This is a genomic window from Syntrophobacter fumaroxidans MPOB, assembly GCF_000014965.1.
GTDB classification, from domain to species: domain Bacteria; phylum Desulfobacterota; class Syntrophobacteria; order Syntrophobacterales; family Syntrophobacteraceae; genus Syntrophobacter; species Syntrophobacter fumaroxidans.
Genome location: NC_008554.1, coordinates 4,767,074 through 4,791,338, shown reverse-complemented (window position 1 = coordinate 4,791,338; position 24,265 = coordinate 4,767,074). Strand labels below are relative to the sequence as shown.

Here is a 24,265-nt window from a genome sequence, read left to right as displayed (position 1 = left end):
CAACGCACGGACAAGGAGTAAAGCAAATGGGACTGAAGACCAGAGCCGATTACCTGAAGTCACTGAAGGGGATGCGCCCCAACATTTACAAGTTCGGGGAGCTGATCGAGGACGTGACCGCGCATGCGGCCACGCGCAGGACAGTGGAAAGCCACGCCCGGGGATTCGACGCCTCTCATGACCCCAAGTACGCGCAGGATTTCTCGACGGTGTCGAGCTTCACGGGGGAGAAGATCCACCGGTGGAACTCCATGATGGAGACCCTTGAGGACATCATGGGCAATTCCAAGCTCAAGCGCTGGATGTACCGGTTCACGGGCTCGTGCAACGGGGGCTTGTGCGTGGGGTGGAACGCCCAGAACGTGATGTGGAACGTGACGGCGCTCATCGACAAGGAATGCGGGACGCACTACCAGGAGCGGCTCAAGAAGTGGATTCTGGGCGCCCAGGAGAAGGGGCTGGTGGTGGCGGGGGCACTGACGGACGCCAAGGGGGACCGCTCGCTTCGGCCCTCGCAGCAGGCCGACCCGGACAGCAACGTGCACGTCAAGGAAGTGCGCAAGGACGGGATCGTGATCAGCGGCACCAAGGCGATGATTTGCGGCGTGGCGGCATCCAACGAGATTTTCATTCTGCCCGGCAGCGGGTACCGGGATGAGGACAAGGACTACGCGGTGGTGGTGGTGGTGCCCCGGGACATCGAAGGGCTGACCATCGTGGAGACGCGCCGGCCCAGCGACACGCGGGAAATGGAAGACGGGTTCGACATTCCGGAGATGGGGATCACCCAGGCGTTTCTTTTCTTCCAGGACTGCTTCGTGCCCAACGAGCGGGTATTCATGTGCCAGGAAGCCAAGTTTGCCGGGAAGGTTATCGAGTACTTCACGGCCAACTACCGGGCCTGCATCGGGGCCTGCGTGGCCGGGCAGGGGGACGTGATGATCGGGGCGGGGGCGTTGATGGCCCGCACCAACGGTCTGGCGGCGGCAACCTTCAGCGCCAAGATGGTGGAAATGGCCGTGAACAACGAAACGACGTATTGCATGGGCATCGGCGCCATGGCCCTGGGCAAGAAGGGACCTGGAGGAATGTGGGTGGCGGATTCGCTCACGGCTCACACCAACAAGGTGCACGTGGCGACGCTCCCCTACGAGACCAAGCGACTGTGCCAGGACATCGGAGGCGGGGTGGTGGAAACCGGATGTTTTCCATCCTCCAAAGATTTCAACGACCCCAAGTACGGTCACCTGGTGCGCAAGGCGCTGCAGGCCAGCGCGAAGTTCAGCGCGGAGACGAGGGCGCGGGCGGCCCGGCTCTCGGAATGGCTGACCCTGGGGGCGGGAGTGCCGGGCTGCATGCACGGCGGAGGCTCGCCCGACGGGGCGAAGCTGGTGGTCAGGGCCTTCACGCCGGTCAATGAATTCGCCGACTACGCGCGCAAAATCGCGGGCATCACCGAGGAAGTGCCCGAACCCGAAAAGAAGAAATAGCGGGATCGGCCGGAAAAGAACCGAAGGGATTGTACCACTCGGGCGGGGCGCAGTGCAGCGCCGCCCCGCCCGCAGTCCTCAATGTCCGGGTTGAAGGGTTGTCCCGTCAACGTTTCGGAATCCAATTACCGAGGGGAGCGGATCATGCATTTCAAACTGACGGAAGAACAGGAACTGGTGAGGGCCGGAGTCCGGGAGTTTTGTCAAAAGTACGTGGAGCCCATCGCCGAGGAAGTGGACATGGAGCCGCGTTTTCCGATGGAAAACATCAAGCGCCTGGCCGAGCAGGACTGGTGCGGCATTCCCTACCCGACGCAGTACGGGGGGGCGGGGGCCGACTACCTGACCTACACGATTGTGGTCGAAGAGCTATCGCGGGCGTGCGCGGCAACGGGATTCACTCTCGAATGCCAGACCTCTCTGGCGAGCTTTCCCCTGTTCAAGTTCGGGACCGAGGAGCAGAAGCAAAAGTGGCTGACCCCGCTGTGCAAGGGGCAGATTCTGGGCTCGTTTGCGCTGACCGAACCGGGGGCGGGCACGGATGTGGCCGCGGGGAGCACGACCGCGGTGCTCGACGGAGACTCCTATGTGTTGAACGGCACGAAGATGTTCATTTCCAACGCACCGGTGGCGGGGGTGTTCATCATTTTTGCGAGCACGGACAAGTCCAAGGGGCCCAAGGGTCTGAGCGCGTTCATTGTGCCGGCGGACACGTCGGGGATCAAGCCCGGGGAGCACTTGAACAAGATGGGGATCCGCGGGGCGCTGACCTCCGAGGTGGTCTTGAAAAACTGTCGTATTCCGAAGGGGAACCTGCTGGGAGGAGAAGGCCAGGGGTTCAAGATCGCCATGATGACCCTGGACGGCGGGCGCATCGGGATCGCGGCGCAGGCGTTGGGGATCGCTCAGGCGGCCCTGGATGAGTCCATTCACTATTCCAAGGAGCGGGTCCAGTTCGGAAAGCCCATCAGCTCCTTCCAGGCCATCCAGTGGATGCTGGCCGACATGGCCACGGAGGTCGAGGCCTCGCGGTTTCTGACCTACCACGCCGCCTGGTGTTACGACCAGGGGCTGCCCTACAGCAAGGAGGCGGCCATGGCCAAGCTGCACGCGGCGGAGACGGCGGCGCGGCAGACCAACCGGGCGATCCAGATCCACGGGGGCATCGGGTTCATCAAGGGTCACAAGGTGGAGCGGCTGTACCGCGACGCCAAGATCACCGAGATCTACGAGGGCACCTCGGAGGTCATGCGCATGGTGATCTCGGGCAGTATTCTGCGCTGATGGAAACGGGAAGGGCAAGCCATGCTCAAGGTTATCGCGTGCTTCAAATGGGTAATCGACGAGGCGGACATCCGGGTGGACGCCCCCAACCGCAAGCTGCTCCTGGAACGCGCGGCTTTTAAGATCAGCCCCTACGACCGCAACGCGGTGGAGGAGGCGATGCGCCTGCAGGAACAGCACGGAGCGAGCGTGACGGCCGTGACGGTGGCTCCGGCCTCGGCAAAGAACTGCCTCAAGGACGTTCTTTCCCGGGGTCCGGACCGGGCCGTTTTCGTCAACGATCCATCTTTTGCCGACCTGGAACCGGCCCGGACGACCGGATTGCTGGCCGCAGCCATCGGATCGTTTGTCGAGTTCGACCTGATCCTGTGCGGGGAAGGCTCAAGCGATCTGTACGCACAGCAAGTGGGGCCCGCCCTCGCCGAGAAGCTTGGCATCGCGTGCGCAACCTACGTGAACAAGCTCACGTACGTGGAGGGGGAGAACAGGGTAATCGCCGAACGCAAGCTCGAGGAGGGCATCGAGGTGGTGTCCGTCCCGCTGCCCGGGCTGATCACGGTTTTGCCGGACATCAACACGCCGCGCATTCCGAGCCTGAAACAGGTCCTGGGAGCGGCCAAAAAGCCGGTGGAACAGCTCACGCCGGAGCGGCTGGGAGGCATGCCGGCCGAACGGTTGAAGACCATGGGGGTGGTCGCGGCCACGATGGAACGCAAGCGCCTGAGATTCGGGGCGGGAGCCGAGGAGATTCGCTCGGTGGTCGACGCTCTCTTGAAGGAAGGCGCGATCGGTTGAAGGAGTGGTGAGAAAATGGCAGGAATCTGGGTTTTCGCCGAAGGAGCCGAGCACACCCTGGAGCTTTTGTGCGCGGGGAGGAAGGTGGCCGAACAGCTGGGCGTGCATCCGGTCGCGTTTGCCCCGGACGAGGAGCTTGCGCGGCGCTACCTGGCGCACGGCGCGCGGGAGGTGTTCGTGCTGCCGGGGCTCGCCCCGGACCAGGGACTGGAAGCCTATGTCCCCGTTCTGGCGCAGGCGGCCGCACAAGAGGAACCGGACGTGATCCTGATCGGGGCCACGCAGCGGGGCAAGGAAATGGCCGCGCGGCTTTCGGCGCGGCTCGATACGGGGCTGTGCAGCAACTGCGCGGGGTTCGAGGTGGACGCGGGGAGCGGGCGCCTGGTCATGGAACGGCTGATGTACGGAGGCGCGGGGGTGCAGAAGGTGGTTTGCACCACGCGCCCGCAAATGGCCACGATTGCGGCGCGGGCGTTCGAGCCGGCCCCGGCCGGCGAGGACGACGCAAAAGGAACCATCCGCTCGCTGGCCGCAGCGCCCTCCTCGCCCGTCAAGGTGCTCCATCGCACGCCCGCGGCGCGAGGGAGCGTGGACGTCACGGAGGCCAAGATCGTGGTCTGCGTGGGCCGCGGGATCGAGAAGAAGGAGGATGTGAAGCTTGCCCGCGACCTTGCGGACGCCCTCGGGGGCGAGCTCGCCTGTTCGCGGCCCGTCGCCGAGGAGTTGCGCTGGCTGCCCGAGGAGGTCTACCTGGGCATCTCGGGCAAAAAGATCAAACCGCAGCTCTACGTGGGAGTGGGTGTGTCCGGCCAGATCCAGCACGTGACCGGAATCCGGGACAGCAGGGTGATCCTTGCCATCAACAAGGATGAAAACGCGCCCATCTTCGAGGCCGCCGATTACGGCATCGTGGGGGACCTCTACCAGGTCGTCCCGATCCTCATCGACGAGCTCAAGAAAACCCTGAAACACTGAGGCGGGCACCATGCGCTATCCGATCGAAGGCAGATTTGCGGCGATCATTGTGGGCCCGGGAGCTCCGGGAATCACGGCCGCCTTCTTCCTGGCCAAGGAGGGCTGCCAGGTCGTCTTTGTCGATAAGGGGGCGGTTTCGAACGGCAATGTGCTCGGCGGCCGGGCAAGCGAATGGCCCGGGTGGCGGTCTCCGCCCGAGCGGGGTCCACACACGGCCGGGAACCGGCCCGTTTCCGAGCGTCACATCACCCTGGTGAGCGGCAGGCGCAGCGTTTGCGTGAGCTGTCCCGACATTGTCCGGGTGACGTCCCCTTACTATTTCAGGGCGGACAGTACGCGCACCGAAGACCGCCAGGTGTTCGTGGTTGGAGGTACGCCGCGCGGCCGGAAGCTCATCACCCACATCGCGGCTCACCTCGACGTGTCGTTCCAGGGAGACTGCGAGAGTTTTCAATTCGATGGGAGCCTCGCATTTTCGCTTCTGCAACACCTGCTCTTCGGAGGGGGTGAAGTGCGCAGGATCATCTGCACCGCACCGCCACGGATTGCAGGCGTCGCCCTTAACGGCGCGGTGTGCCGGCCCTTCACCCGGGACCGGACCGACCCTGCGACGCAATTCGCTTCATTTTCCCGTCCTGTGTGTGACGGTGCGCGAGATACGGCGACGGCCGGAAACCTGCTCCGCCGCAAAAAAACCGGAACACTTCGGAAAGCACGGCAGGCCGGTGATGCCGAAGGATTCAAATCGATGGTCGGCGCCCTTTCACAATCGATCAAGGATTCGCGGGGCTGTGCGCCCTCAACGTCGATCAGGCCGGACCTTCTCATCGCCGTGGGCGTGTCCCGCCGGCCGTGCGCTCCGAATCGAGACGATGATGGATGCGTCCTTTCCGGCATGCAGGGCTTCGGAGCGGCTTCGGAGGGGATTGAAACCGAGTATGGGATCATCGGAGATCTTTTCGGCGTCTTTGCCTTGCTGATCTCCGAGCTCGGAGGGAACTCGAGAAACTAGAAAGTAAGGTGCCGAAAATGGCAGAAGACAAAACCACCGCAATAGTGGTCGGGGCCGGTCCCGCCGGCAGTACGGCCGCATACCTTTTGGCCCGTGAGGGGCACGAGGTGATCCTGGTGGAGCGGGGAACCGCTCCGGGCTGCAAGAACATGTACGGCGGGCGCATGTACAGTCACGCGTTGAACCGGATCATTCCGGAATTCTGGACAGAGGCTCCGGTGGAGCGCTGCGTTGAGCGCGAGCTCATCACGTTCCTCGACGGCGAGCGTTCGGTATCGGTCGCCTGTCGGGATTCGGAGTGGGCCGGTCCCGGCTGTCATTCCTTCACGCTGCTGCGGGCCGAATTCGACGCATGGCTCGCCGCGAAGGCGGAGGAGGCGGGAGCGCTTCTGGCGTGCGGAATCCGGGTCGACGACCTGGTGTTTGAAAACGGCCGGGTCGTGGGCATCCGGGCCGGGGAAGATGAAATGATGGCCGACGTGGTGATCGCGGCAGACGGGGTCAATTCGGTCCTGGCCCGGAAGGCGGGCCTTGCCGGGCCTTTTTCGGCGCGCCAGGTGGCCACGGGGGTCAAGCAGATCATCGAGCTGCCCGCGCAGACCATCAACGAGCGCTTCCAGGTCGACGACTTCCACGGCGCGGCGCAACTGTTCGTGGGGGACTGTTCCGGGGGAGTCCAGGGAGGCGGTTTTCTCTACACCAACAAGAACAGCATTTCCCTGGGGCTGGTCTTCAACGTCGCGGAGCTTAGTCGCTGCCGGATGAAGCCGGCGGAGGCCCTCGAGGACTTCAAGAGCAGCCCGCACATCGCCCCTTTGATCGAAGGGGGGCGGGAAGCCGAGTATTCGGCGCACCTGGTGCCCGAGGCGGGGCTGGGGATGATGCCCGAGTTGTTCGGCGACGGGATATTGGTTGCCGGGGATGCCGCGGGCTTCGTGCTCAACCTTGGTTATACAGTGCGGGGCATGGACTTTGCCGTCGCCTCGGGGGAGGCGGCCGCGCGGGCGGTGATGGAGGCGAAGGCGCATAACGATTTTTCCCGCAACGGTCTTTGCCGCTACCGGGAGTTGCTGCGGGAAAGCTTCGTCCTCAGGGACCTGGAAGCCTACCGGAGTGCGCCGGAGATTTTGGAAAACAAACGTATGTTCAACCAATACCCGAAACTTGTCACGGGCCTTGCGAGCGAGTTGTTCACGGTGGACGGCAAGCCGCCGGCACGGCTTGCCCGGAAAATTTACGACCGGATCCGGGCGAGCGGAATCGGCCTGGGGCAACTGGCCCTCGACGGCTGGAAAGGAGCGAGAGGCCTGTGAAACGCTTGAGCATCGAACAGTTGCTGGGAATGAACAAGTTCGTGGTGGATGACGAGGAGGCGCACATCAAGGTGAACCGGGAGGTTTGCGCGTCATGCCCGGACAAGCCTTGCACCTGGGCATGTCCGGCCGGGCTCTACAGCGTCAAGGACGGCGCGCTGAGCTTCGATTACGCCGGGTGCCTGGAGTGCGGCACGTGCCGCGTGGCCTGCCCCAACGCCGGCTCCGCCATCGACTGGAACTATCCGCGCGGAGGTTTCGGAGTCCACTTCCGCTATGGATGACGGCCGGCCGTGCCGGCAGGTTCGAACCGGGAAATCCGGGAGCAAACAAGCAGGAGCCCTTTGACGGATCCCGGGGTGGAGGTCCGATCCAATGGAGCCCTTTGGTGACAATTCGTCTTCGCATCCGAGGTCTCTCCGACTTCGGAACGTTCCAAGCGACAATCTCATTCTACGGAGGGTATGCCAGTGAGTCAATTCGCAGCCGAAATCGGCACCACGCAAACGCAAATCCACGAGTTGGCGAAAAGAATGCTTCGCTACCGTTGGATTTGCTACGGGATGTTGTTGCTCACCTACATTTTTGTCTACTTCGATCGCGTCGCGCCGGCCGTTGTGGCCCCCGAATTGATGAAGGAATTCGGGCTGACCGCGACGAGCCTCGGTATTCTGTCTTCCATGTACTTTTATCCCTACGCGGCGATGCAAATCCCTTCGGGGATACTTTCGGACTATCTCGGTCCCCGGTTTTCGGTGGGCACGTTTTTCATCATCGCAGCCGTCGGAACCGCCTTGTTCGGGTTGGCTCAGAGCTTCGGCGTGATCGTATTCGGCCGTTTCCTGATGGGCGTCGGAGTGGCCGTGGTGTGGATCCCCTGCATGAGAATCCTCGCCAACTGGTTTCGCCCCAACGAATTTTCGACCCTGACGGGCATGATGCTCACCTGGGGCAACGCCGGGGCCGTCCTGGCGTCCGCTCCCCTGGCCTTCCTTGTGGGCCTCGTGGGCTGGCGCTACTCGTTCTTCTGGCTTGGCGCCTTCATGGTCATCCTGGCAATATTGAATTTCGTCATCCTGAGGAACAAACCCGCCGATAAGGGCTATCCCACCGTTTCGGACATCGATGGCGTTCAATACTACCAGCAGGCGGGAGTCAAGGTGTCTTTCAAGGAAAACCTGGGCAAGCTCTTCAAAATGAGGAACTACTGGCTCATCGCCGTATACGCGTTCATGATCTACGGCACGGTGATGGGCTTCCAGGGGCTCTGGTGCATCCCCTACCTGCAGCAGATCTACGGCATGCCCAAGCAGACCGCCGCCAATGTGCTCATGTTCTGGCCCATCGGCATGGCGCTGGGCTGCCTGACCGCCGGCTGGGTGTCCGACCGGGTACTGAAGTCGCGACGAAAGACCTCCCTTTACGGCATCGTCATCTATGCGCTCACCTGGCTGCCGGTCATCATCTGGCCGGATTCGCTCCCCGTCAATTGGTTCTACGCCATCCTGTTCATCATGGGCTTTTTCTGTGGTGCATACGTGCCCAATTATGCGCACATTGCTGAAGGACAACCGCACAGTTTCATCGCCACGGCCAACGGGATGGTCAACATCTGGTACTTCGTCGGCGGAGCCTTGTTCCAGGCGGTCATGGGCCTGGTGCTGGACGGGTACGGGAAGGTCGGGGACAAATTCCCCGTGGAAGCCTACCGGATGTCTTTCGTCCTCTGCCTGATCGCACTGGTTCTTGGCGCGATTGCCATGTACTTCACCACCGACACGAAAGTGGTGACGAAAGACGACGCATGACGTCAAGGCAAGGCCTCAATTGGCCTTTGCGGCATGCTTGAAGAGGAGGGCGGCGCGGAACCGGCGCCGCCCTCCTCTTTTCATTCCGATGCTTCCTTGCTCACATTCCGCGATCTTGCGCGGGGATCGGTATCGGCAGGGCGATTCCCACCGGAACGCCTCCTGCCGCCGGCCGTTTCTCCGTCACAAAGGAAAGTACTTGTACACCAGGTGAACCCCGATGAGTGTGAGCATGAAGATGAAAATCTCTTTGAGCAGGCGCTCATCGATGCCTTTTGCCAGCCTGGGGCCGATTTGACCTCCGATGATCACGCCCGGTATTCCCCAGAGGGCAACGGCCCAGTCCGGTTTCGCACCCATGAAATAGTGAGTCCACACGCCGAGAAAACATTCCCCGCAGGTGAGCACGATGCACGTGGCGACGGCATTGCTCATCCTGAGGCCCATCTTGTTCCGCATCACGGGAATGAGCCACTCGGCGATGTTGAGCGTCAGCATGCCGCTGGCGACGGCCATGACGACCGCAATCCATGAATGCCCGGCCGCCCGTTTGAGCTCCACACGCTCCACTCCCGTCTCCGAAAACTTCTCGTTGGAAGAAGCGAACAACAGGGCCGTCGCCAGGGATATCGCGCCAATGATGACTTCGATATTGGAAGGAACGACGCGGTGGGCAAAAAAAGCGCCGACGATGACTCCCGGAATGGCGATGCTCATCATGAGCAGGGCGAGCCGGTTGTCGGTTTTCTTCTGGAGCGTGTAGGCAACGCTTCCCGACCCCGTGCCGGCGGTCTGGATCAGCAAGGATGTGATGATTGCGGTATCCGTGGGCAAGTGCAGCACGATCAGCAGGAAAGGCATCCACAGGATCCCGCCTCCGAAGCCCACCACCATGACGATGGTGGCTATGCACATCCCGGCGGGAAACGCCGCCCAGGCCTGACCGATCATATTGCTTTTCCGGCACCTTCAAAGTCAGCGTCAAAGTGGTGGACCAGACCGGGGATTGCAGCGTCAATGCGAACGAGCGCCCGGCACCGTGAAGCATTGTACGCCACAAATACCCCCGGGCATGCCTGCTGTCAACCTGGAATGACTCCGACCCGCCGACGCTTTGCCGCAGTGTTTGCACGGCCCTGCCACGAGACAACCCCGGTTGGTCTCGAACCGGTATTGTCCGCTCCCGTGTCGACATCTCCCGGACCCTGCCGCCGTGTCCGGCCCACCGAAAACCCTCGGCATCTTCCTCCCGGCGCGGCGACCATGAACGCCGTAAATCCGCGGCTTTCTCCCGTGGCCGGCCTCCATCACCGGGCGGCGGGCGCTCCGGCGGCAAAGCCACAAGAAGCTTGCCACCCGGCGCGGACAAATTGTATCCTGGATGGGCGATGCCCGGTCGTCTCAAGGCGGTTCGAGCGCGAGCGGGTCCGGCTCGGACATTCGCGGGAACAGGGGGCATTTCCGCCGCGGGTTCCGACACGAGAAGCGATACGCGCCACACAACCGACCCGGCTTCACTCATCCCGAGGAGGGTTCATGCGGTCAACCTCCGCACTTTCCGCCCGAACGACGGCCGAATGCCGTCGCCAGACCATCATCCGCCCTTTCTGCCGGCTCGGTCACCCGTGGCTTTCGAGCGCGATGCGGTGTGTGTCCGCGCTCATGCTCCTGGCGGCGACACTGGGAGCCGCGGGTTGCACGGCAGTGGGTCCCGATTTCGCCAAACCATCGGCGCCGGTAGCTGCAAACTGGAGCGAAAAGGACAACTCGAAGGTCAAAACCGAGTCGGGAGACTACAGCCAGTGGTGGACCGTCTTCGAAGACGAGGTCCTGAACAACCTGATCCGGATCGCCTATGAGAACAACCCGGATCTTCAGGTTGCGGGGCTGCGCATTCTCGAGGCGCGCGCTCAGCTGGGCATCGCGCTGGGAAACCAGTTCCCTCAGAAGCAGCAGGGCAACGCCGCGTATACATACACCCGGAACAGTGAAAACGCCGCCAATACTGCCGGCGGCGGTGACCTGAGATACGGGGCTTACAATTACGGAATCGACGCGTCGTGGGAAATCGATTTCTGGGGCAAATACAAGCGCGGCATCGAATCCGCTGACGCCAGCCTGACGGCGTCCGTGGCTGATTACGACAGTGCCCTCGTCTCCTTGGCCGGCAACGTGGCGTCCACCTATGTCCAGATCCGCACCTACGAGGAACGGCTCAAGGTGGCGCGTGAGAACGTCGAGATCCAGAAGGAGTCGCTTCGGCTCACCGAAGTCAGGTACCGCAACGGAGCCGTGACCGAGCTGGACGTGCAGCAGGCCAGAACCCTTCTTTATGACACTCAGGCCCAGATCCCCTCTCTGGAGATAAGCCTCCAGCAGTCCAGGAACAGTCTTGCCGTCCTGCTGGGGATGCCTCCGGGCGACCTGGCCGGGCTGCTCGGCGACAAACCCGGGACCATCCCGACTCCGCCGGCCGAGGTTGTCCTCGGGATCCCCGCGGAGCTCCTGCGCCGCCGGCCCGATATCCGTAGCGCCGAGCTCCAGGCCGCCGCGCAATGCGCTCAGATCGGCGTTGCCAAAGCCGAGCTCTTTCCCCGTATTTCCCTGCTGGGGTCGTTCGGGTTTCTTGCTAGCGATTCACGCCTGACCAGAACCGGCGGGAGCGGTTTCACAGATCTCTTCACCTGGAGCAGCTACACCATGACCACCGGTCCCACCATCGAATGGCCGATCCTGAACTACGGCCGCATCACGAACAACGTGCGGGTCCAGGATGCGCGCTTCGAGCAACTGATGGTCACCTACCGGAACACGGTGCTCGGTGCGGCAAAAGAAGTGGAAGACGCCCTGGTGGGTTTTCTGCGCTCCCAGGATAAGACCGCTCTTTTGGAGGAAAGTGTGAAAGCGGCCAAACGGGCGGTGGATCTCGCCATGTTGCAGTACCGGGAGGGTGCGGTCGACTTCACCACCGTGCTCAATTCGCAGCAGTCACTCGTCCAGGAACAGGACAGCCTCACCCAGAGCCGGGGCGCGGTGCCCACGAACCTGGTGGCGCTCTACAAGGGACTCGGCGGCGGGTGGGAGCTCAGAGCGGGAAAGGACTTCGTCCCGGCGGAGACGGTGCGGGTGATGAGAGAAAGGACCAACTGGGGCGATCTGCTCCCGGTGAAGGGGGGACTTCCAGCCGATCTCGAGCCCCCTCCTCCATCCAACGTCAGGGAATTGCCCCGGCCGCCTGATTGGTAGAAAAAGAGACCCCCTATTCCGGAGGTGTGCCGGAATCGGCGGAAACCGGCTTCTTCTTGAACCCGGCGAGGGATTCGCTCAACCGCTGCCACACCACATAAAAGACCGGCACGAACAGGACGGCGAGAAAAGTCGAAGCAAGCATGCCTCCGAACACCGCCGTACCCAGCGCCCGCCGGCTGGCTGCGCTGGCGCCCTCCGCCCGCACCAGCGGGTAGATGCCCATGATGAACGCAAACGAGGTCATCAGGATCGGCCGGAACCTCATCCGGGCCGCCTGGACCGCGGCGTCCAGGAGATCCTTGCCGTCCGCTCTCAGTTCCCGCGCAAACTCCACGATGAGAATCGCGTTTTTGGACGCCAGGGCGATCAGGAGAACGATGCCGATTTGAGTGTATATGTTGTTGTCCGTGGCGGTGAGCGCCAAGGCAATGACCGTGCCCAGCAGGGCCAGGGGCACCACGAGGATGACCGCCGCGGGATTCGTCCAGCTTTCGTACTGGGCCGCCAGCACCAGGTAGACCAGCAGGATCGCCAGGCCGAAGATCATGAACGCCTCGCCCCCGACTTTCTTCTCCTGGTAGGACATCCCGGTCCAGTCGAAGCTCATCGAGGGGGGCAGCTTGTTGGCCGCCATCTGTTCCATGAGCTTCAAGGCCTGCCCCGAGCTGTATCCGGGCGCGGCCTCACCGTTGACGGCAGCGGACGGATAGAGGTTGTATCGATTGATGACCAGGGGGCCGAGGCTTTCCTCCACGTCCACCATCGTGCCCAGGGGGACCATGTTGCCGTTGTCGCTCCGAACCTCCAGTTGGGCCACGTCCTCGGACCTGGCGCGAAATCGCCGATCGGCCTGGACCCGGACCTGGTAGGTACGTCCGAACTTGTTGAAATCATTAACGTATGCCGAACCGAGAGAGGCCTGCAGCGTGCCGAACACTCTGCTCAAAGGGATGTTCAGGGCCTTTACCTTGACGCGGTCGACATCGACATAGAGCTGCGGGATGCCGGAGCGGTAGGTCGTATTGAGCGCCTGCAGGCCGGGCTGGGCTTCGCCGTCCACGACCATCTCCTGGGCAATGGCCTGGAGCTGCTCGCCCCCCGTGCCGCCGCGGTCCTGAAGCTGCATCTGGAAACCGCCCGCAACCCCGAGTCCCTGGATGGACGGCGGAACGAAAACGAAAGCGATGCCCTCCTCGATGGTCGCGAACTGCCGTCGCAGGTGGCCGAGAATGGCCTCCTGGGAGAGGCTCGGGTCCTTGCGTTCCTTCCAGTCCTTGAAAATGATCCAGAATGCCGCCGCATTGGAAGCCCCGGTGCCGTCCAGCACCGAGTAGCCGCCGACGGTCAGATAGTCGACCACTCCGGGAGTCTTCGCGATCATGTCGTTCATCTTTGCCACAACTTCCCGGGTACGCTCCTGCGAAGCCGCATCGGGGAGCAGCACACTGGCAATCGCGTATCCCTGGTCTTCCGTCGGCAGAAAACCGGTGGGCAGGGCCAGGAATCCCCACGTGGCGCTTCCGATCAGCACGGCGAAAAGGATCAGCATGGCAACGGTGTGCCGCACCATCCAGGCTATCATAATGGAGTATACATGTTCGCAGCGGCTGTAGACGGCGTTGAAACCGCGGAAGAACAAGTTGCGGTGCTCCGGGTTCTTGCGCAGCCACAGCGCACACTGGGCGGGCTTCAGGGTCACGGCGTTGATGGCGCTGATCACGGCGGTGGCCGCGATGGTGAGGGCGAACTGCCGATAGAGCTGCCCGGTGATGCCCCCGAGAAAGGCCGTGGGGAGGAAGACCGCCATCAGAACGAGCGTGATGCCGATCACCGGACCGATGATTTCATCCATGGCTTTGATCGTCGCCTCCCGTGGAGGCAGCCCCCGTTCGATGTGATGAGCGGCGTTCTCCACGATGACGATGGCGTCGTCCACGACGATGCCTATGGCGAGGATCAAACCGAAGAGAGTGAGGATGTTGACGGTGAAACCCAGTGCCGCCATGGCGGCGAAGGCTCCGATGATGGTGACGGGCACGGTGGTTGCGGGCACCAGCACCGCCCGCCAGTCCTGGAGGAACACGAGGATCACGATCAGTACCAGGATGCCCGCTTCGATCAGCGTTTTGTAGACTTCGTGTATGGATGCGGTCACGAACCGGGTCGTATCGAAAGGGATGTCATACGTCACCCCGGCCGGAAACGACTTGCTCAACTCCGCCATCTTCTTGCTGACCTTTGTCGAGACATCGAGCGCGTTGGCACCCGGGAGCTGGTAGATGCCGATGCCGGCCGCGGGTTTTCCGTGCATCTGGAAATACTGATCGTAAACCTGCCCCCCGAGCTCGACCCGGGCCACGTCTTTCACCCGGGTGATGCGCGCGCCCACCTGGCTGTCGGCAGTGGTCTTGACGATGATGTTCTGGAACTGCTCGACGTCGCTCAGCCGCCCCAGGGTGGTGACGGTGTACTGGAAGTTCTGTCCCGCCGGGGCCGGGGGTTGCCCGATCTGGCCGGCAGCGACCTGGACGTTCTGCTCCTGAATCGCGTCGACCACATCCTGCGTGGTGAGGCTCCGGCTCTTGAGCTTTTCGGGATCGAGCCAAACGCGCATGCTGTAGCTGGCGCTGCCCATCACCGAAACATTCCCGACGCCCTCGATGCGGCTGAGTTCGTCCCGTACGTTCAAGGTGGCGTAGTTGCTCAGGAAGAGATCGTCGTGGCTGCCGTCGGGGCTGCTGAGCGCGATGAACTGGATGAAGGAGGTGGATTGCTTCTGGACGTTCACCCCCTGGCGCTTGACGTCGTCCGGGAGAGTCGGTTCGGCAATCGCCACACGGTTCTGGACCAGCACCTGGGCCATATCGAGGTTGGTCCCGACCTCGAAGGTCACCGTGAGCGAGTAGGACCCGTCATTGGCCGAGTTCGAGGACATGTAGAGCATGTGCTCGACGCCGTTCACCTGCTGCTCGATGGGCGCCGCGACCGTATCCGCCACCACTTCGGCGCTCGCCCCCGGATAGACGGTCGACACGAGGACCGTGGGCGGCGTGATCTGGGGATACTGCTCAACAGGCAGCAGCAGCAGCGTCACAAGACCGAAAATGATGGTCACGATCGCGATGACGTTGGCAAAAATCGGCCGGTCGATGAAGAATCGGGACAGCATGGGCGGGTTTGCTCCAAATCACGGTTTGGCCGACGGACTCGCGGCTGTGTTCGGGGCGCTGCCGGACGGAGTGCCGGCCGCCGCGTCGCGCGCAACGGAATCGACGCGCGTCGGCTTGACCTTGGCCCCTGGGCGGGCCCGCTGAATGCCGTTGACGACGATCCACTCATCGCCGTTGAGACCTTCCTCTATGACGCGCATGCCGTCCGTCACGCTACCCGGAACGATCCGCCTCATTTCGACGATATCCTCCGAGTTCACAACCAGCACGAACTGACCGCCCTGGTCGGACCCGATGGCGCGCTCGCTCACCAGCAGCGCGCCGGGTCGGACCCCGGCCGGCACGCGCAGCCGCACGAACAGGCCGGGCAGAATGGCCGGAGGATTCGGATTCGAAAAGACGCTGCGCATGAGCATGGTCCCGGTGCTCTGATCCACGCCGAGGTCCGCGTAGTCCAGCCTTCCCTCGTGCGGATACCCGTTCTCGTTGGCCAGCGCCATGTGGATGACCGTGTCCTGAACGGCATATTCCCGGCCCTTGCGCGCCAGCCGCATCAGCCTCAGGAGCTGCCGTTCGTTGAGCGTAAAGTAGGCATAGATGGGGTCGTACTGCTTGATGGTCGTAAGGAGAGTGAACTCCCCCGCCCCCACCAGGTTGCCGATGTCCACCTGGTTCCGGCCGATGCGTCCGCTGAGCGGAGCGTAAATCGAGCAATAACCCAGGTTGATTTTGGCATCCTCGAGGCTCGCTTCCGCGGCCGCGACATTGGCTTTGGCGGAATCCCGGGCCGCCTTGGCGTTGACCAGTTCCTTCTCGGAGGTGGCATTCTCCTTGAAAAGCCTCTGATTGCGAAGATGCTCGACTTCGGCCTTCTCCGCCTGGGCCTTCTTGTCGGCCAGATCGGCCACGGCCTTGTCCACCGCGGCTTGGTAGGACCTGGGATCAATGATGTAGAGCAGATCGTTCTTCTTGACGAAAGCGCCTTCCCTGAAGGTGGCGGTCTGCAGGAAGCCTTGGACCCGGGCGCGAATATCGACGGTAGCGACCGCCTGGGTCGTCCCGGTGAACTCAAGGTAGTCGGTCACCTCTTTTTTCAAAGGCTGACTCACGGTGACGGCCGGCGGCGGAGGCGCGACATACTGGTTCTGTCGCTCGCAGCCGGACATTACTCCCGCCAGAAGCAGGGCCGCCAGGACCAGTGCGGGCTTATTCAGGACTGGAGAAAACAATGTCGTATCCTTTCCGCGGACGGCGGCTTCCGGGTTGCGACCGTGAGGGAGCGGACCGACCGGCGCACTCCGGCGCGTCATGTCGCTCCGATTGGCTCGAAAGACCGGCTGCCGGCTGATTCGGACGATCGTGACACCGCAACGGGACGCCCACCAATGCCCGTGCGTTGTGTTTGTTTCACTCAAAACCCGACCCACATCGAGGCCACGCGGTATCGTGCCCCCTGACTGCCCGCTCTCACCCTTTCGGCCTGTGGAGCGAAACCTGCGAATTTATACAACACCCGCCGAGCAAAACACAAAAACTTTCAGACTCGGACAGCACTCAACGCAATGCGGCAACACCGGAATCGCGCCGCAACCCATGCGCCCGTCACCGTGGCGAAAGGCTCCTGGTCGCACGAGATGGACGCTTGATGACGAGAGTCATCCGATGTTAAAAGACTTCATCGGGGAGGTTTCGCCCGGTCCGACGGCCGCTCGAACGCCCGGCGCGGGGTCGATCTCGCGCAAGGCCCTCGCCCAAGCGGCACCGAGCCTCTCGGCGTCATCGGCCTGCATATCGCTTGTCAAGCTTTTTGCCGATGCACGACTCGACCGGACACCCGCCTCTTCTTATGTTTGCAGACAGGCGCCGCCGAAAGCGAGTGGCGAGTGCCCCCAAAACAAAGACGGAAAGGCTTGGGCAGGCCGCGTCATGTCGTGAATCCATGTCGACATCGGCCGGGCCGGCCAAGCCCGTTTCGATCCGACAAGCCTAAGGAGATTGTCTATGACAAAGGCGCTGACTCTGGTGTTGTTCCTCGTTGTGGCGGTCTTTCCCGATGCGGGCGCGCAGCAGGTGGAATCGGACAGATTCGAGACCGCCGCGGGTCCGCTGTCCGTTCAGTTTCTCGGGCACGGCAGCCTTGCCTTCCAATTTGCCGACAAGGTCATCTATGTCGACCCCTACAGCGAAGTCGCCGAGTATTCCAAGCTGCCCAAAGCCGACATCGTTTTCATCACGCACGAACATAAGGACCACTTCGATCCGAAGGCGCTGGGGCACATCGTTACGGACAAAACTCTGGTCGTGTTGACCGAAACCTGCGGTCGGCAGTACCAGGAAGGCCTGGTGATGCACAATGGGGATCTGAAGACCATTCAGGGCATCACGGTGGAGGCGGTCCCGGCCTATAACATCGTGCACTTGAGGCCGTCCGGCTTCCCTTATCACGCAAAAAGCTTCGGCAACGGCTATGTGTTCACCTTCGGCGAAAAGAGGGTTTACGTGGCCGGCGACACGGAAAACATTCCGGAAATGAAAGACCTGAAGAATATCGACATCGCCTTTCTGCCGATGAACCTGCCCTATACCATGACGCCCGAGATGGTCGCCGACGCCGCCCGGATCATCAGGCCCCGGATTCTTTATCCCTATCATTACGGTGAGACCGACGTCACGCAGTTGATCGGTTTGCTCAAGGATGAAAAGAGCATCGAGGTGCGCATCCGGAATCTGAAGTGACTCTCGTCGGGGATCGGACAGAAGCCTCGTATGATAAGACGGGGCACCGGAACGCCGAAGAGCCCGGAACAACCCGGCCTCGAAGCACAAGGCGCAACTCATCGATGAAGCTCAAACTCCGATTCTGCGTATCGCAACCCCCGCCACCAGGCGCAATGAGGACCTGAAATACCTTCCGGTCCGCCATACCGCATGGTGCAGGGTTTTCAGGGGCTCGGGTCGTGACGCCGCGGACAATGGCCGCCGGCTCCATCCCCTGCGTCGAATCGACGGGGTTGCCGCTCGGCGCAATCATCCCCTCAGGTCCTCGTTTTCGCGCAACCCAGCGGCGACGGAATCAACGCGAGGACCGGAAGTCCACGCAGGATCATTTCTTTCATCCCATCAATCATGGCTCGGACGATGATAAGGCGGATAGGGGCTCGGCAGATCTCCCGCCGCAAAGTCGTATCCTCCCTGAGAAGCCGGAGACGGCTGGTAGACCTGCACTCCCGAACAGGCGGCGATCGCGGCGACCACCGCGGCAACAACAAGCATTCGAACGACCGTCTTCATAAATTCATTCCCTCCCCCGTTTTATTGAATGACACACAATCCAGCATCCAGGCCTCAAGAGAATTTTTCAAGCAAAATCTGAACGGCATGCAACCGACGGATTCCCCGCACATGAAATCTTCCGGAATCTATCGGCTTTCCGCGCGATGTTATTGAGATATTTATGTAGACTCTTTTGCATCCTCGGTCGTCATCATGATTGAAAGGACAAGAACGGGTGTAACGGCAACCGACTTTGAACCGAAGGAGGCTTGGAAAAAACGCGGGTTGGGGAAAGCCGGGTGCGGAGCGTGGCGCCGCCCCGTTGAAAAACCGCCGGGAAACGATCCATGTCCTTCTTGTGCGGCAGTCCTCGTGAAAGCTCGGCGGCATTATTCGCAGATACGGCATCCGGGGCGCCTGGAGGTCGGGGACATGGGTCAGCGCGGCATCGACAGGCGGGAAAGGCAGGGTGGGGAATGATTCTTTGCAGGACCGTCCGATGCCGGTGCTGCTCCGGATACTTCGGGGATACCTTGACAGGTATGGTAAAGTGTGTACTTTCAAATTGTTAGTCTCAACAATGACTGTTGGGGGGAGGTGATAGAAATGAGGTCTTGGAAGCTCGCATCCCTTTCATTGCTATCTGCCGCGCTCCTGCTGATTGTATCCACACCTTCTTTCAGCTACGCTCAAGGGCGGGGAGGCGGCCACGGCGGCGGCGGACATTCTTTCGGTGGAGGACGCGCCGGTGGCGGAGGACATTCTTTCGGTGGAGGACGCGGAGGAGGAGGACATTCCTTCAGCGGCTCCCGCCAGGGATTCAGGGGCAATGCCGGTTCCCAGTTCAGGGGCAATACCGGTTCCCAGTACAGGAGTTACGGCGGTCAGCGTTCGTACAACCGAGGCCAGGCCTGGAACAATCGCGGGCAGGCCGGGAACAGTCGCGGACAGGGATGGAACAACCGCGACTCCGCGCGGAACAGCCGAGGCCAGGCCTGGAACAATCGCGGGCAGACCGGGAACAGCCGCGGACAGGCATGGAACAACCGCAACGCGCCCCGAAACAGCCGAGGCCAGGCCTGGAACAATCGCGGGCAGACCGGGAACAGCCGCGGGAATGCATGGAACAACCGTGACGCCGCCCGAAACAACCGAGGGCAAGCCTGGAACAATCGCGGGCAGACCGGGAACAGCCGCGGGAATGCATGGAACAACCGCGCACAGGCCGGGAACAGTCGCGGGAATGCATGGAACAACCGCGCGCAGGCCGGGAACAGCCGCTATCCGAGGTGGAACCACGCGAATGCGGCGTATTATAACCAGCGCCACGGGAGATGGGACCACAACCATTGGTCCAACCACTGGGGCGGATGGGGATACGACTATTACGGACACTGGCGTTGGGGCTGGGGTTCATGGTACGGCAGACCATACTGGCCATACTGGTGGAACTACTGGCCGTACGGATTCGGTTTCGGATATTACTGGCCGTATGCCTACTCCTCAGACTACTACGGGTACTACGACGGCGGATATTACGGTTCCTACGATCCCTACTGCGTGCTGCCGTTCCTCGGATTTTTCCCGTGGTTTTCGTTCTCGATCGTGATCTGAGAGGAAAACTCGGCCGCCTCGGAGGCTATACGGCCTCCGGGGCGCACACACATCTTGCGAAAGCGGATCGTTACGACCTTTCCCGAGGAGGTCGAAGCATCGCGTCTTCGATCTCCTTTCTTCCCGCCTTTCTCTCCATTGAACATTTCACCGAGTTCGAATACATTGATCCCTTCGGAAACCGTGTCCGATGCGGGCACTCATGAGACCATCCGCTGACACCAGCCAAGGAACGGCATGATGCCGCAGCTCAGACTGATCCGTGGTATGGACCGAAACCGGACGACGTTCGGCGGCATCGTGATTGCGGCGGAGCCGTACCGGAGGCCTCCGTTCCAGGTGGATGCCGTGGTGGCCGAAGAGGATTCCTACATGGTGCTCAGTGCCGGACCGCAATTTCACGAAACGGCGGACCACCCCGTTCGGATCCTGACGGCGGCATTTACCGCGCGCCCGGTGCAGCCCGGCAGCGTGATGGTGAAACACGGTTTCCCGGCAATGATTTATGCAATCGTTCACGACCTGGATCGTGAACCGACGTGGAAGGAGGAATGGGTTTCCGCCGCGTTTCAGGCCATAGTGCGCGAAGCCGCCGGGCATGGTTTCCAGTCCGTTGCGCTGCCACTGCTCGGTACGGTGCACGGCACCCTGCTGCCTCGCCGTTCGGCCTTGCTCCTGCGCCGGGTTTTGGAGAAAAACCCGCCCGAGACGCTGAAGCGGTTGTGGCTCATCGTACCCGACTACAACGCCTGCGAGTTTCTCGATGTGTTCTGATCCGCTCGTCGACCGGCGGCCCGGATGTCGGGGCCGGTGCTCGATCGGCGCAACCCGAGCGTGAGAAGGTCCGGCACGATGTGGCTATATGAGACGGATGTCGGCATTTTTTGGATCCGGTTCAGTCCTCGAGGTCGAGGACGATTCCTCCTTGGAATCGACGATGAGGAACTCGGCGCATATCTATCGCCCGAGGCCGCCGTCGACGACGTCTACCTGCAAAAAAGCGGGTGGCCGGAGTGGGACCTGCATCCTCAATCACGCAAGCCTGAAGACCTCTCCCATTGGACCAGACGGGACTGCCGCGCATGAAGCGGGGGACAGACCGCCGACCGGAATGCCCGGCACCTCGACGTCGTTTGAGGTCTCATCCGGCAGCCCGTGTGGTATCCTGCCAGGTCAGAACGATCTTCCTCTGCGTCTCGGCTTCCGGCGAGGGATGCTCGCTTTCCAGGTGTCCGCGCAGACGGGCGATTTCCTCCAAGGCTTCTCTTCCGCTCAAACCGTTGCGCACGAGGTAGCAGCCCACGATCACCCCTGTGCGACCCCGCCCGGCCCAGCAATGCAGGAAAACCGGCTTTCCCTCCGCCAGAGCCCCGTCGATCGCATCGAGCACGGTCCGGATGGCGCCTTCTTCCGGCGCGAGGTGGTCCACCGGGATTTTTCGCCGCGTGACGGCCGTGCCGGCGGCCCGGGCCACCCGGGTGAGCGCATCCCCGTAATCCGGGAAAGGGTTTCCGTCGCGATCCACTTCCTTGCCGTCCATGAGGTCGATCACGCAGCGAATGCCGCTCTCGATCAATACCCCCAGATCCCGCGCCGTGTCGCCGGGGTCGTGCCGTATCGGACATCGTCCGGCCAGCAACCTACCGGGCAACACCCAGTAGCTTCCCCTCAGCGGCGGCACGACCTCCTCGGTTGCTCCGGGCGAGCCGGCGGCAGGTTCCCTGCGATCGCTCATAACGCCTCTTTCCTTATTCGATCCGCTCCGTAAGGTCATCCGCTCCACCCGCTCACTCCCGATCCACGATCAGGCAGAAGAGGTCCATGACGTTGGTTCGCGTGGGGCCGGTTTTGAACAGTTGGTCGATCGGCGCAAAAAAATTGTATGAATCATTACGGGCGAGGAATTCACGGGGGATGAGGCCGAGCCGCAGGGCGCGGCTGCAGGTGTGCCCATCCGCAAACGCGCCGGCGGCGTCGGTTGGCCCATCGGTGCCGTCGGTGCCGGCGGCGAGCAGCGCCAACCGGTCCAGCCCGTCCACGGCGATGGCGAAAGCCAACGCCAGTTCCTGGCTGCGGCCTCCCTTGCCCGGGCCTCGAACGGTGACGGTGGGCTCCCCCCCCGAAAGAATACACGCCGGAGCGGCAACCGGATGCCCCGCCTCGATCACTTCTCTTCCGACAGCCGCGAAAACCTTCGCCACTTCCCTGGCTTCGCCCCGGATGCCGGAGGAAAGGACCAGCGTATGGAAGCCGAGGGCACGTGCCCTGTCGGCGGCGGCGTTCAGCGCGGCCCGGTTGTTCCCGACGACCAGGTTCAGCAGCCCGGCGAACAGGGGATCGCCCGGTTTGGGTGTTTCCTCCAGTCTGCCTGCGGCCCCGTCGTTCAGGCGCCCGAGAACGTTCGTGGAGATCTTGCCCGTGAGGCCGTATCGTTCGATGATTTCGAGGGCGTCCGCGAAGGTGCTGACATCCGGTGCGGTGGGACCCGAGGCGATCACATCCGGCCGGTCGCCGATCACATCCGAGAGCAGGAGGGAAACCACCGTCGCCGGATGAGCCGCCTTGGCGAGGCCTCCCCCTTTGCTTCGCGACAGATGCTTCCTGACGGCGTTGATCTCATCGATGGATGCACCGCATTCCAGCAACAGCCGAGTGATCTCCTTTTTCTCCTCGAGGGAGACGGCCGGACATGGCGCGGGAAGCAGAGCGGAACCTCCGCCGGAAAAGACCCCGACGACCAGATCGTGCTCCGAGCATTCCCCGAGCCGGGCCAGCAACGTTCGAGTCGCCTCGAGCCCCGCTTCGTCCGGAATCGGATGGCCGGCCTCCATGACATGGGTTTTTTTCAGGGAGAGGCCGTGACCGTATTTGACCGTAATCCATCCGGCGGCGAGCCGGTCGCCAAGAACGTCCTCGACCGCTTTGGCCATCGGAGCGGCCCCCTTCCCGGCTCCCACCAGAATGATCCTCTCGAAATCATCCAGGGCGTAGGACCGCTCTCCCACGTGGAGATCGTTACCGGACCGCCGAAGGTGAACTTTCACGGCATTCTCCGGCTCCACGGCCCGAAGCCCCGCAAGGTGGATTTCAGTGAGCGCACGGCGCTGCTTGTCCCTCATCGAAGTGATCCTCGAACCGACCGACGCTTCAGAGCCTTGGAGAAGGGCTCCCGGTCCATTGATCCATGGAGCGGCGCGCGCATCCCGTTCCGGTTTCCCGGAACCGACGCAACCGCCCCCGCCCGCTTCATCTCCCTTTTACGCCCATCACCGAGGACCAGTTCAGGCAATTCGGCGGCTGCTCGCCGCGCAGTCCGACCAGGAGGTTTTCCACGGCCATGAGCGCCATTTTCGTTCGCGTTTCGATGGTGGCGCTCCCCACGTGTGGAAGGAGCACCACGTTTTCCAGCCCGGAGAGTCCCGCCGCCAATTCGGGTTCGTTCTCGTAGACGTCGAGGCCCGCCCCGCCGATTCGCCCCTCCTGCAGCGCCTCGACCAGGGCCGCCTCGTTCACCACCGGGCCGCGCGACGTATTGATCAGGACGGCCGAAGGCTTCATGAGCCGCAATTCCTCGAGGCCGATGAGATGGCGGGTCTCGGTGGTCAGGGGCACGTGAAGGGACACGAAGTCGGCTTCCCGCAGGAGCTCGTGCAAGGGCAGGTATCGTGCCCGCAGTCGCTGCTCGTCGGCCGGGTCGAGCCTGTTCCGGCCGTGGTAGACGATCTTCATGTCGAATCCCGCCGCCCGCCTGGCCACCGCTTCCCCGATGCGCCCCATGCCGACGATCCCCAGCGTCTTCCCGCTCACCTGCCTCCCGAGGAAGTGGAACGGAGCCCAGAACCTGAATCCCCCCTCCCTGGTCATTCGGTCCCCTTCGACCACCCGGCGCGAAACCGCCAGAATCAAGGCAAACGCAATATCGGCCGTCGCGTCGGTGAGAACCCCCGGCGTGTAGGTCACCGGAATCCCGCGCCTGGAAGCGGCGGCAATGTCGATATGATCGAACCCGACTCCGAAGTTCGCGATGATCTTGAGACCCGGGGCGAGCGCCAGGAACTCCTCGTCCACACGGTCCGAAATACTGCACAGAACGCCCTGTTTGCCCGCTATCCCGGCAAGCAGGGCACCCCTCTCCATGGGTCGATTTTCCCGGTTCATTTCAACTTCATGGTCCTGCTCGATGAGCGACACCACATCGTCGGACAGCCGCGCGGTCACCAGGATTTTCATGGGTTCCTCCATCGTCGAGTCAAGAGCGGCAGTCAGGCCGACCGGCCTTTTG

At 62.4% G+C, this 24,265-nt stretch carries 19 protein-coding genes; 12 read left to right on the top strand and 7 right to left on the bottom strand.

What is annotated here, in order from left to right:
* Positions 1-26: 26 nt before the first annotated feature.
* The 8 genes from SFUM_RS20285 (at position 27) to SFUM_RS20250 (ending at position 8,677) form a co-directional block, all read left to right on the top strand.
* Complete coding sequence (locus tag SFUM_RS20285; protein ID WP_011700717.1) at positions 27-1,490, top strand: 4-hydroxyphenylacetate 3-hydroxylase N-terminal domain-containing protein; 1,464 nt, start codon at positions 27-29, stop codon at positions 1,488-1,490.
* Positions 1,491-1,634: 144 nt separating this feature from the next.
* On the top strand, positions 1,635-2,774 hold the full coding sequence (locus SFUM_RS20280) for an acyl-CoA dehydrogenase (protein ID WP_041441125.1): 1,140 nt from the start codon (positions 1,635-1,637) through the stop codon (positions 2,772-2,774).
* Positions 2,775-2,795: 21 nt separating this feature from the next.
* Positions 2,796-3,569, top strand: coding sequence for an electron transfer flavoprotein subunit beta/FixA family protein (locus SFUM_RS20275; protein ID WP_011700715.1), 774 nt, complete (start codon positions 2,796-2,798; stop codon positions 3,567-3,569).
* A gap of 15 nt (positions 3,570-3,584) precedes the next feature.
* Complete coding sequence (locus SFUM_RS20270) at positions 3,585-4,544, top strand: electron transfer flavoprotein subunit alpha/FixB family protein (protein WP_011700714.1); 960 nt, start codon at positions 3,585-3,587, stop codon at positions 4,542-4,544.
* A gap of 10 nt (positions 4,545-4,554) precedes the next feature.
* Positions 4,555-5,556: an adenine nucleotide alpha hydrolase family protein gene (locus tag SFUM_RS20265; protein WP_011700713.1), complete on the top strand. Its 1,002-nt coding sequence runs from the start codon at positions 4,555-4,557 to the stop codon at positions 5,554-5,556.
* Between the two features lie 17 nt (positions 5,557-5,573).
* Entirely contained in the window at positions 5,574-6,869 is a 1,296-nt protein-coding gene (locus SFUM_RS20260) for an FAD-dependent oxidoreductase (RefSeq protein WP_011700712.1), read from the top strand.
* Positions 6,866-7,153 (top strand): ferredoxin family protein, encoded by a 288-nt coding sequence (locus SFUM_RS20255; protein WP_011700711.1) that lies wholly within the window; start codon positions 6,866-6,868, stop codon positions 7,151-7,153. The genes SFUM_RS20260 and SFUM_RS20255 overlap by 4 nt, the downstream gene beginning before the upstream one ends.
* 186 nt (positions 7,154-7,339) lie before the next feature.
* Entirely contained in the window at positions 7,340-8,677 is a 1,338-nt protein-coding gene (locus tag SFUM_RS20250; protein ID WP_011700710.1) for an MFS transporter, read from the top strand.
* A 183-nt stretch (positions 8,678-8,860) separates the two neighbouring features.
* Here the strand turns inward: SFUM_RS20250 and SFUM_RS20245 are convergent, their stop codons facing one another.
* A complete protein-coding gene (locus SFUM_RS20245; protein ID WP_011700709.1) occupies positions 8,861-9,628 on the bottom strand; it encodes a sulfite exporter TauE/SafE family protein in 768 nt (255 codons plus the stop codon).
* Positions 9,629-10,213: 585 nt separating this feature from the next.
* On the opposite strand from SFUM_RS20245, the gene SFUM_RS20240 reads away from it, so the two are divergent.
* Entirely contained in the window at positions 10,214-11,923 is a 1,710-nt protein-coding gene (locus SFUM_RS20240; RefSeq protein ID WP_011700708.1) for an efflux transporter outer membrane subunit, read from the top strand.
* Between the two features lie 13 nt (positions 11,924-11,936).
* On the opposite strand, the gene SFUM_RS20235 is transcribed toward SFUM_RS20240, so the two are convergent.
* Entirely contained in the window at positions 11,937-15,095 is a 3,159-nt protein-coding gene (locus SFUM_RS20235; protein ID WP_011700707.1) for an efflux RND transporter permease subunit, read from the bottom strand.
* Positions 15,096-15,113: 18 nt separating this feature from the next.
* Positions 15,114-16,325, bottom strand: a complete 1,212-nt coding sequence (locus tag SFUM_RS20230) for an efflux RND transporter periplasmic adaptor subunit (RefSeq protein ID WP_167321383.1) — start codon at positions 16,323-16,325, stop codon at positions 15,114-15,116.
* A gap of 772 nt (positions 16,326-17,097) precedes the next feature.
* Here SFUM_RS20230 and SFUM_RS20225 point away from each other — a divergent pair.
* On the top strand, positions 17,098-17,832 hold the full coding sequence (locus SFUM_RS20225; RefSeq protein WP_011700705.1) for an MBL fold metallo-hydrolase: 735 nt from the start codon (positions 17,098-17,100) through the stop codon (positions 17,830-17,832).
* 384 nt (positions 17,833-18,216) lie between these two features.
* On the opposite strand, the gene SFUM_RS23215 is transcribed toward SFUM_RS20225, so the two are convergent.
* Complete coding sequence (locus tag SFUM_RS23215; protein ID WP_153307226.1) at positions 18,217-18,387, bottom strand: hypothetical protein; 171 nt, start codon at positions 18,385-18,387, stop codon at positions 18,217-18,219.
* A 588-nt stretch (positions 18,388-18,975) separates the two neighbouring features.
* Between SFUM_RS23215 and SFUM_RS23210 the strand changes: the two genes are divergently transcribed.
* A complete protein-coding gene (locus SFUM_RS23210; RefSeq protein WP_011700704.1) occupies positions 18,976-19,983 on the top strand; it encodes a hypothetical protein in 1,008 nt (335 codons plus the stop codon).
* A 237-nt stretch (positions 19,984-20,220) separates the two neighbouring features.
* Positions 20,221-20,757: a macro domain-containing protein gene (locus SFUM_RS20210; protein WP_011700703.1), complete on the top strand. Its 537-nt coding sequence runs from the start codon at positions 20,221-20,223 to the stop codon at positions 20,755-20,757.
* A 367-nt stretch (positions 20,758-21,124) separates the two neighbouring features.
* Here the strand turns inward: SFUM_RS20210 and SFUM_RS22190 are convergent, their stop codons facing one another.
* The 3 genes from SFUM_RS22190 to SFUM_RS20195 form a co-directional block, all read right to left on the bottom strand.
* Positions 21,125-21,718 (bottom strand): protein-tyrosine phosphatase family protein, encoded by a 594-nt coding sequence (locus SFUM_RS22190; protein WP_011700701.1) that lies wholly within the window; start codon positions 21,716-21,718, stop codon positions 21,125-21,127.
* 52 nt (positions 21,719-21,770) lie between these two features.
* Complete coding sequence (locus SFUM_RS20200) at positions 21,771-23,102, bottom strand: glycerate kinase type-2 family protein (RefSeq protein WP_011700700.1); 1,332 nt, start codon at positions 23,100-23,102, stop codon at positions 21,771-21,773.
* Between the two features lie 127 nt (positions 23,103-23,229).
* Positions 23,230-24,213: a 2-hydroxyacid dehydrogenase gene (locus tag SFUM_RS20195; protein WP_011700699.1), complete on the bottom strand. Its 984-nt coding sequence runs from the start codon at positions 24,211-24,213 to the stop codon at positions 23,230-23,232.
* Positions 24,214-24,265 lie beyond the last annotated feature (52 nt).

Excerpts from the sequence above, each read along its gene's own strand:
- SFUM_RS20285 (WP_011700717.1), top strand. The coding sequence starts at position 27 with ATGGGACTGAAGACCAGAGCCGATTACCTGAAGTCACTGAAGGGGATG.
- SFUM_RS20280 (WP_041441125.1), top strand. The coding sequence starts at position 1,635 with ATGCATTTCAAACTGACGGAAGAACAGGAACTGGTGAGGGCCGGAGTC.
- SFUM_RS20275 (WP_011700715.1), top strand. The coding sequence starts at position 2,796 with ATGCTCAAGGTTATCGCGTGCTTCAAATGGGTAATCGACGAGGCGGAC.
- SFUM_RS20270 (WP_011700714.1), top strand. The coding sequence starts at position 3,585 with ATGGCAGGAATCTGGGTTTTCGCCGAAGGAGCCGAGCACACCCTGGAG.
- SFUM_RS20265 (WP_011700713.1), top strand. The coding sequence starts at position 4,555 with ATGCGCTATCCGATCGAAGGCAGATTTGCGGCGATCATTGTGGGCCCG.
- SFUM_RS20260 (WP_011700712.1), top strand. The coding sequence starts at position 5,574 with ATGGCAGAAGACAAAACCACCGCAATAGTGGTCGGGGCCGGTCCCGCC.
- SFUM_RS20245 (WP_011700709.1), bottom strand. The coding sequence starts at position 9,628 with ATGATCGGTCAGGCCTGGGCGGCGTTTCCCGCCGGGATGTGCATAGCC.
- SFUM_RS20240 (WP_011700708.1), top strand. The coding sequence starts at position 10,214 with ATGCGGTCAACCTCCGCACTTTCCGCCCGAACGACGGCCGAATGCCGT.
- SFUM_RS20235 (WP_011700707.1), bottom strand. The coding sequence starts at position 15,095 with ATGCTGTCCCGATTCTTCATCGACCGGCCGATTTTTGCCAACGTCATC.
- SFUM_RS20225 (WP_011700705.1), top strand. The coding sequence starts at position 17,098 with ATGACAAAGGCGCTGACTCTGGTGTTGTTCCTCGTTGTGGCGGTCTTT.
- SFUM_RS23215 (WP_153307226.1), bottom strand. The coding sequence starts at position 18,387 with ATGAAGACGGTCGTTCGAATGCTTGTTGTTGCCGCGGTGGTCGCCGCG.
- SFUM_RS23210 (WP_011700704.1), top strand. The coding sequence starts at position 18,976 with ATGAGGTCTTGGAAGCTCGCATCCCTTTCATTGCTATCTGCCGCGCTC.
- SFUM_RS20210 (WP_011700703.1), top strand. The coding sequence starts at position 20,221 with ATGATGCCGCAGCTCAGACTGATCCGTGGTATGGACCGAAACCGGACG.
- SFUM_RS22190 (WP_011700701.1), bottom strand. The coding sequence starts at position 21,718 with ATGAGCGATCGCAGGGAACCTGCCGCCGGCTCGCCCGGAGCAACCGAG.
- SFUM_RS20200 (WP_011700700.1), bottom strand. The coding sequence starts at position 23,102 with ATGAGGGACAAGCAGCGCCGTGCGCTCACTGAAATCCACCTTGCGGGG.
- SFUM_RS20195 (WP_011700699.1), bottom strand. The coding sequence starts at position 24,213 with ATGAAAATCCTGGTGACCGCGCGGCTGTCCGACGATGTGGTGTCGCTC.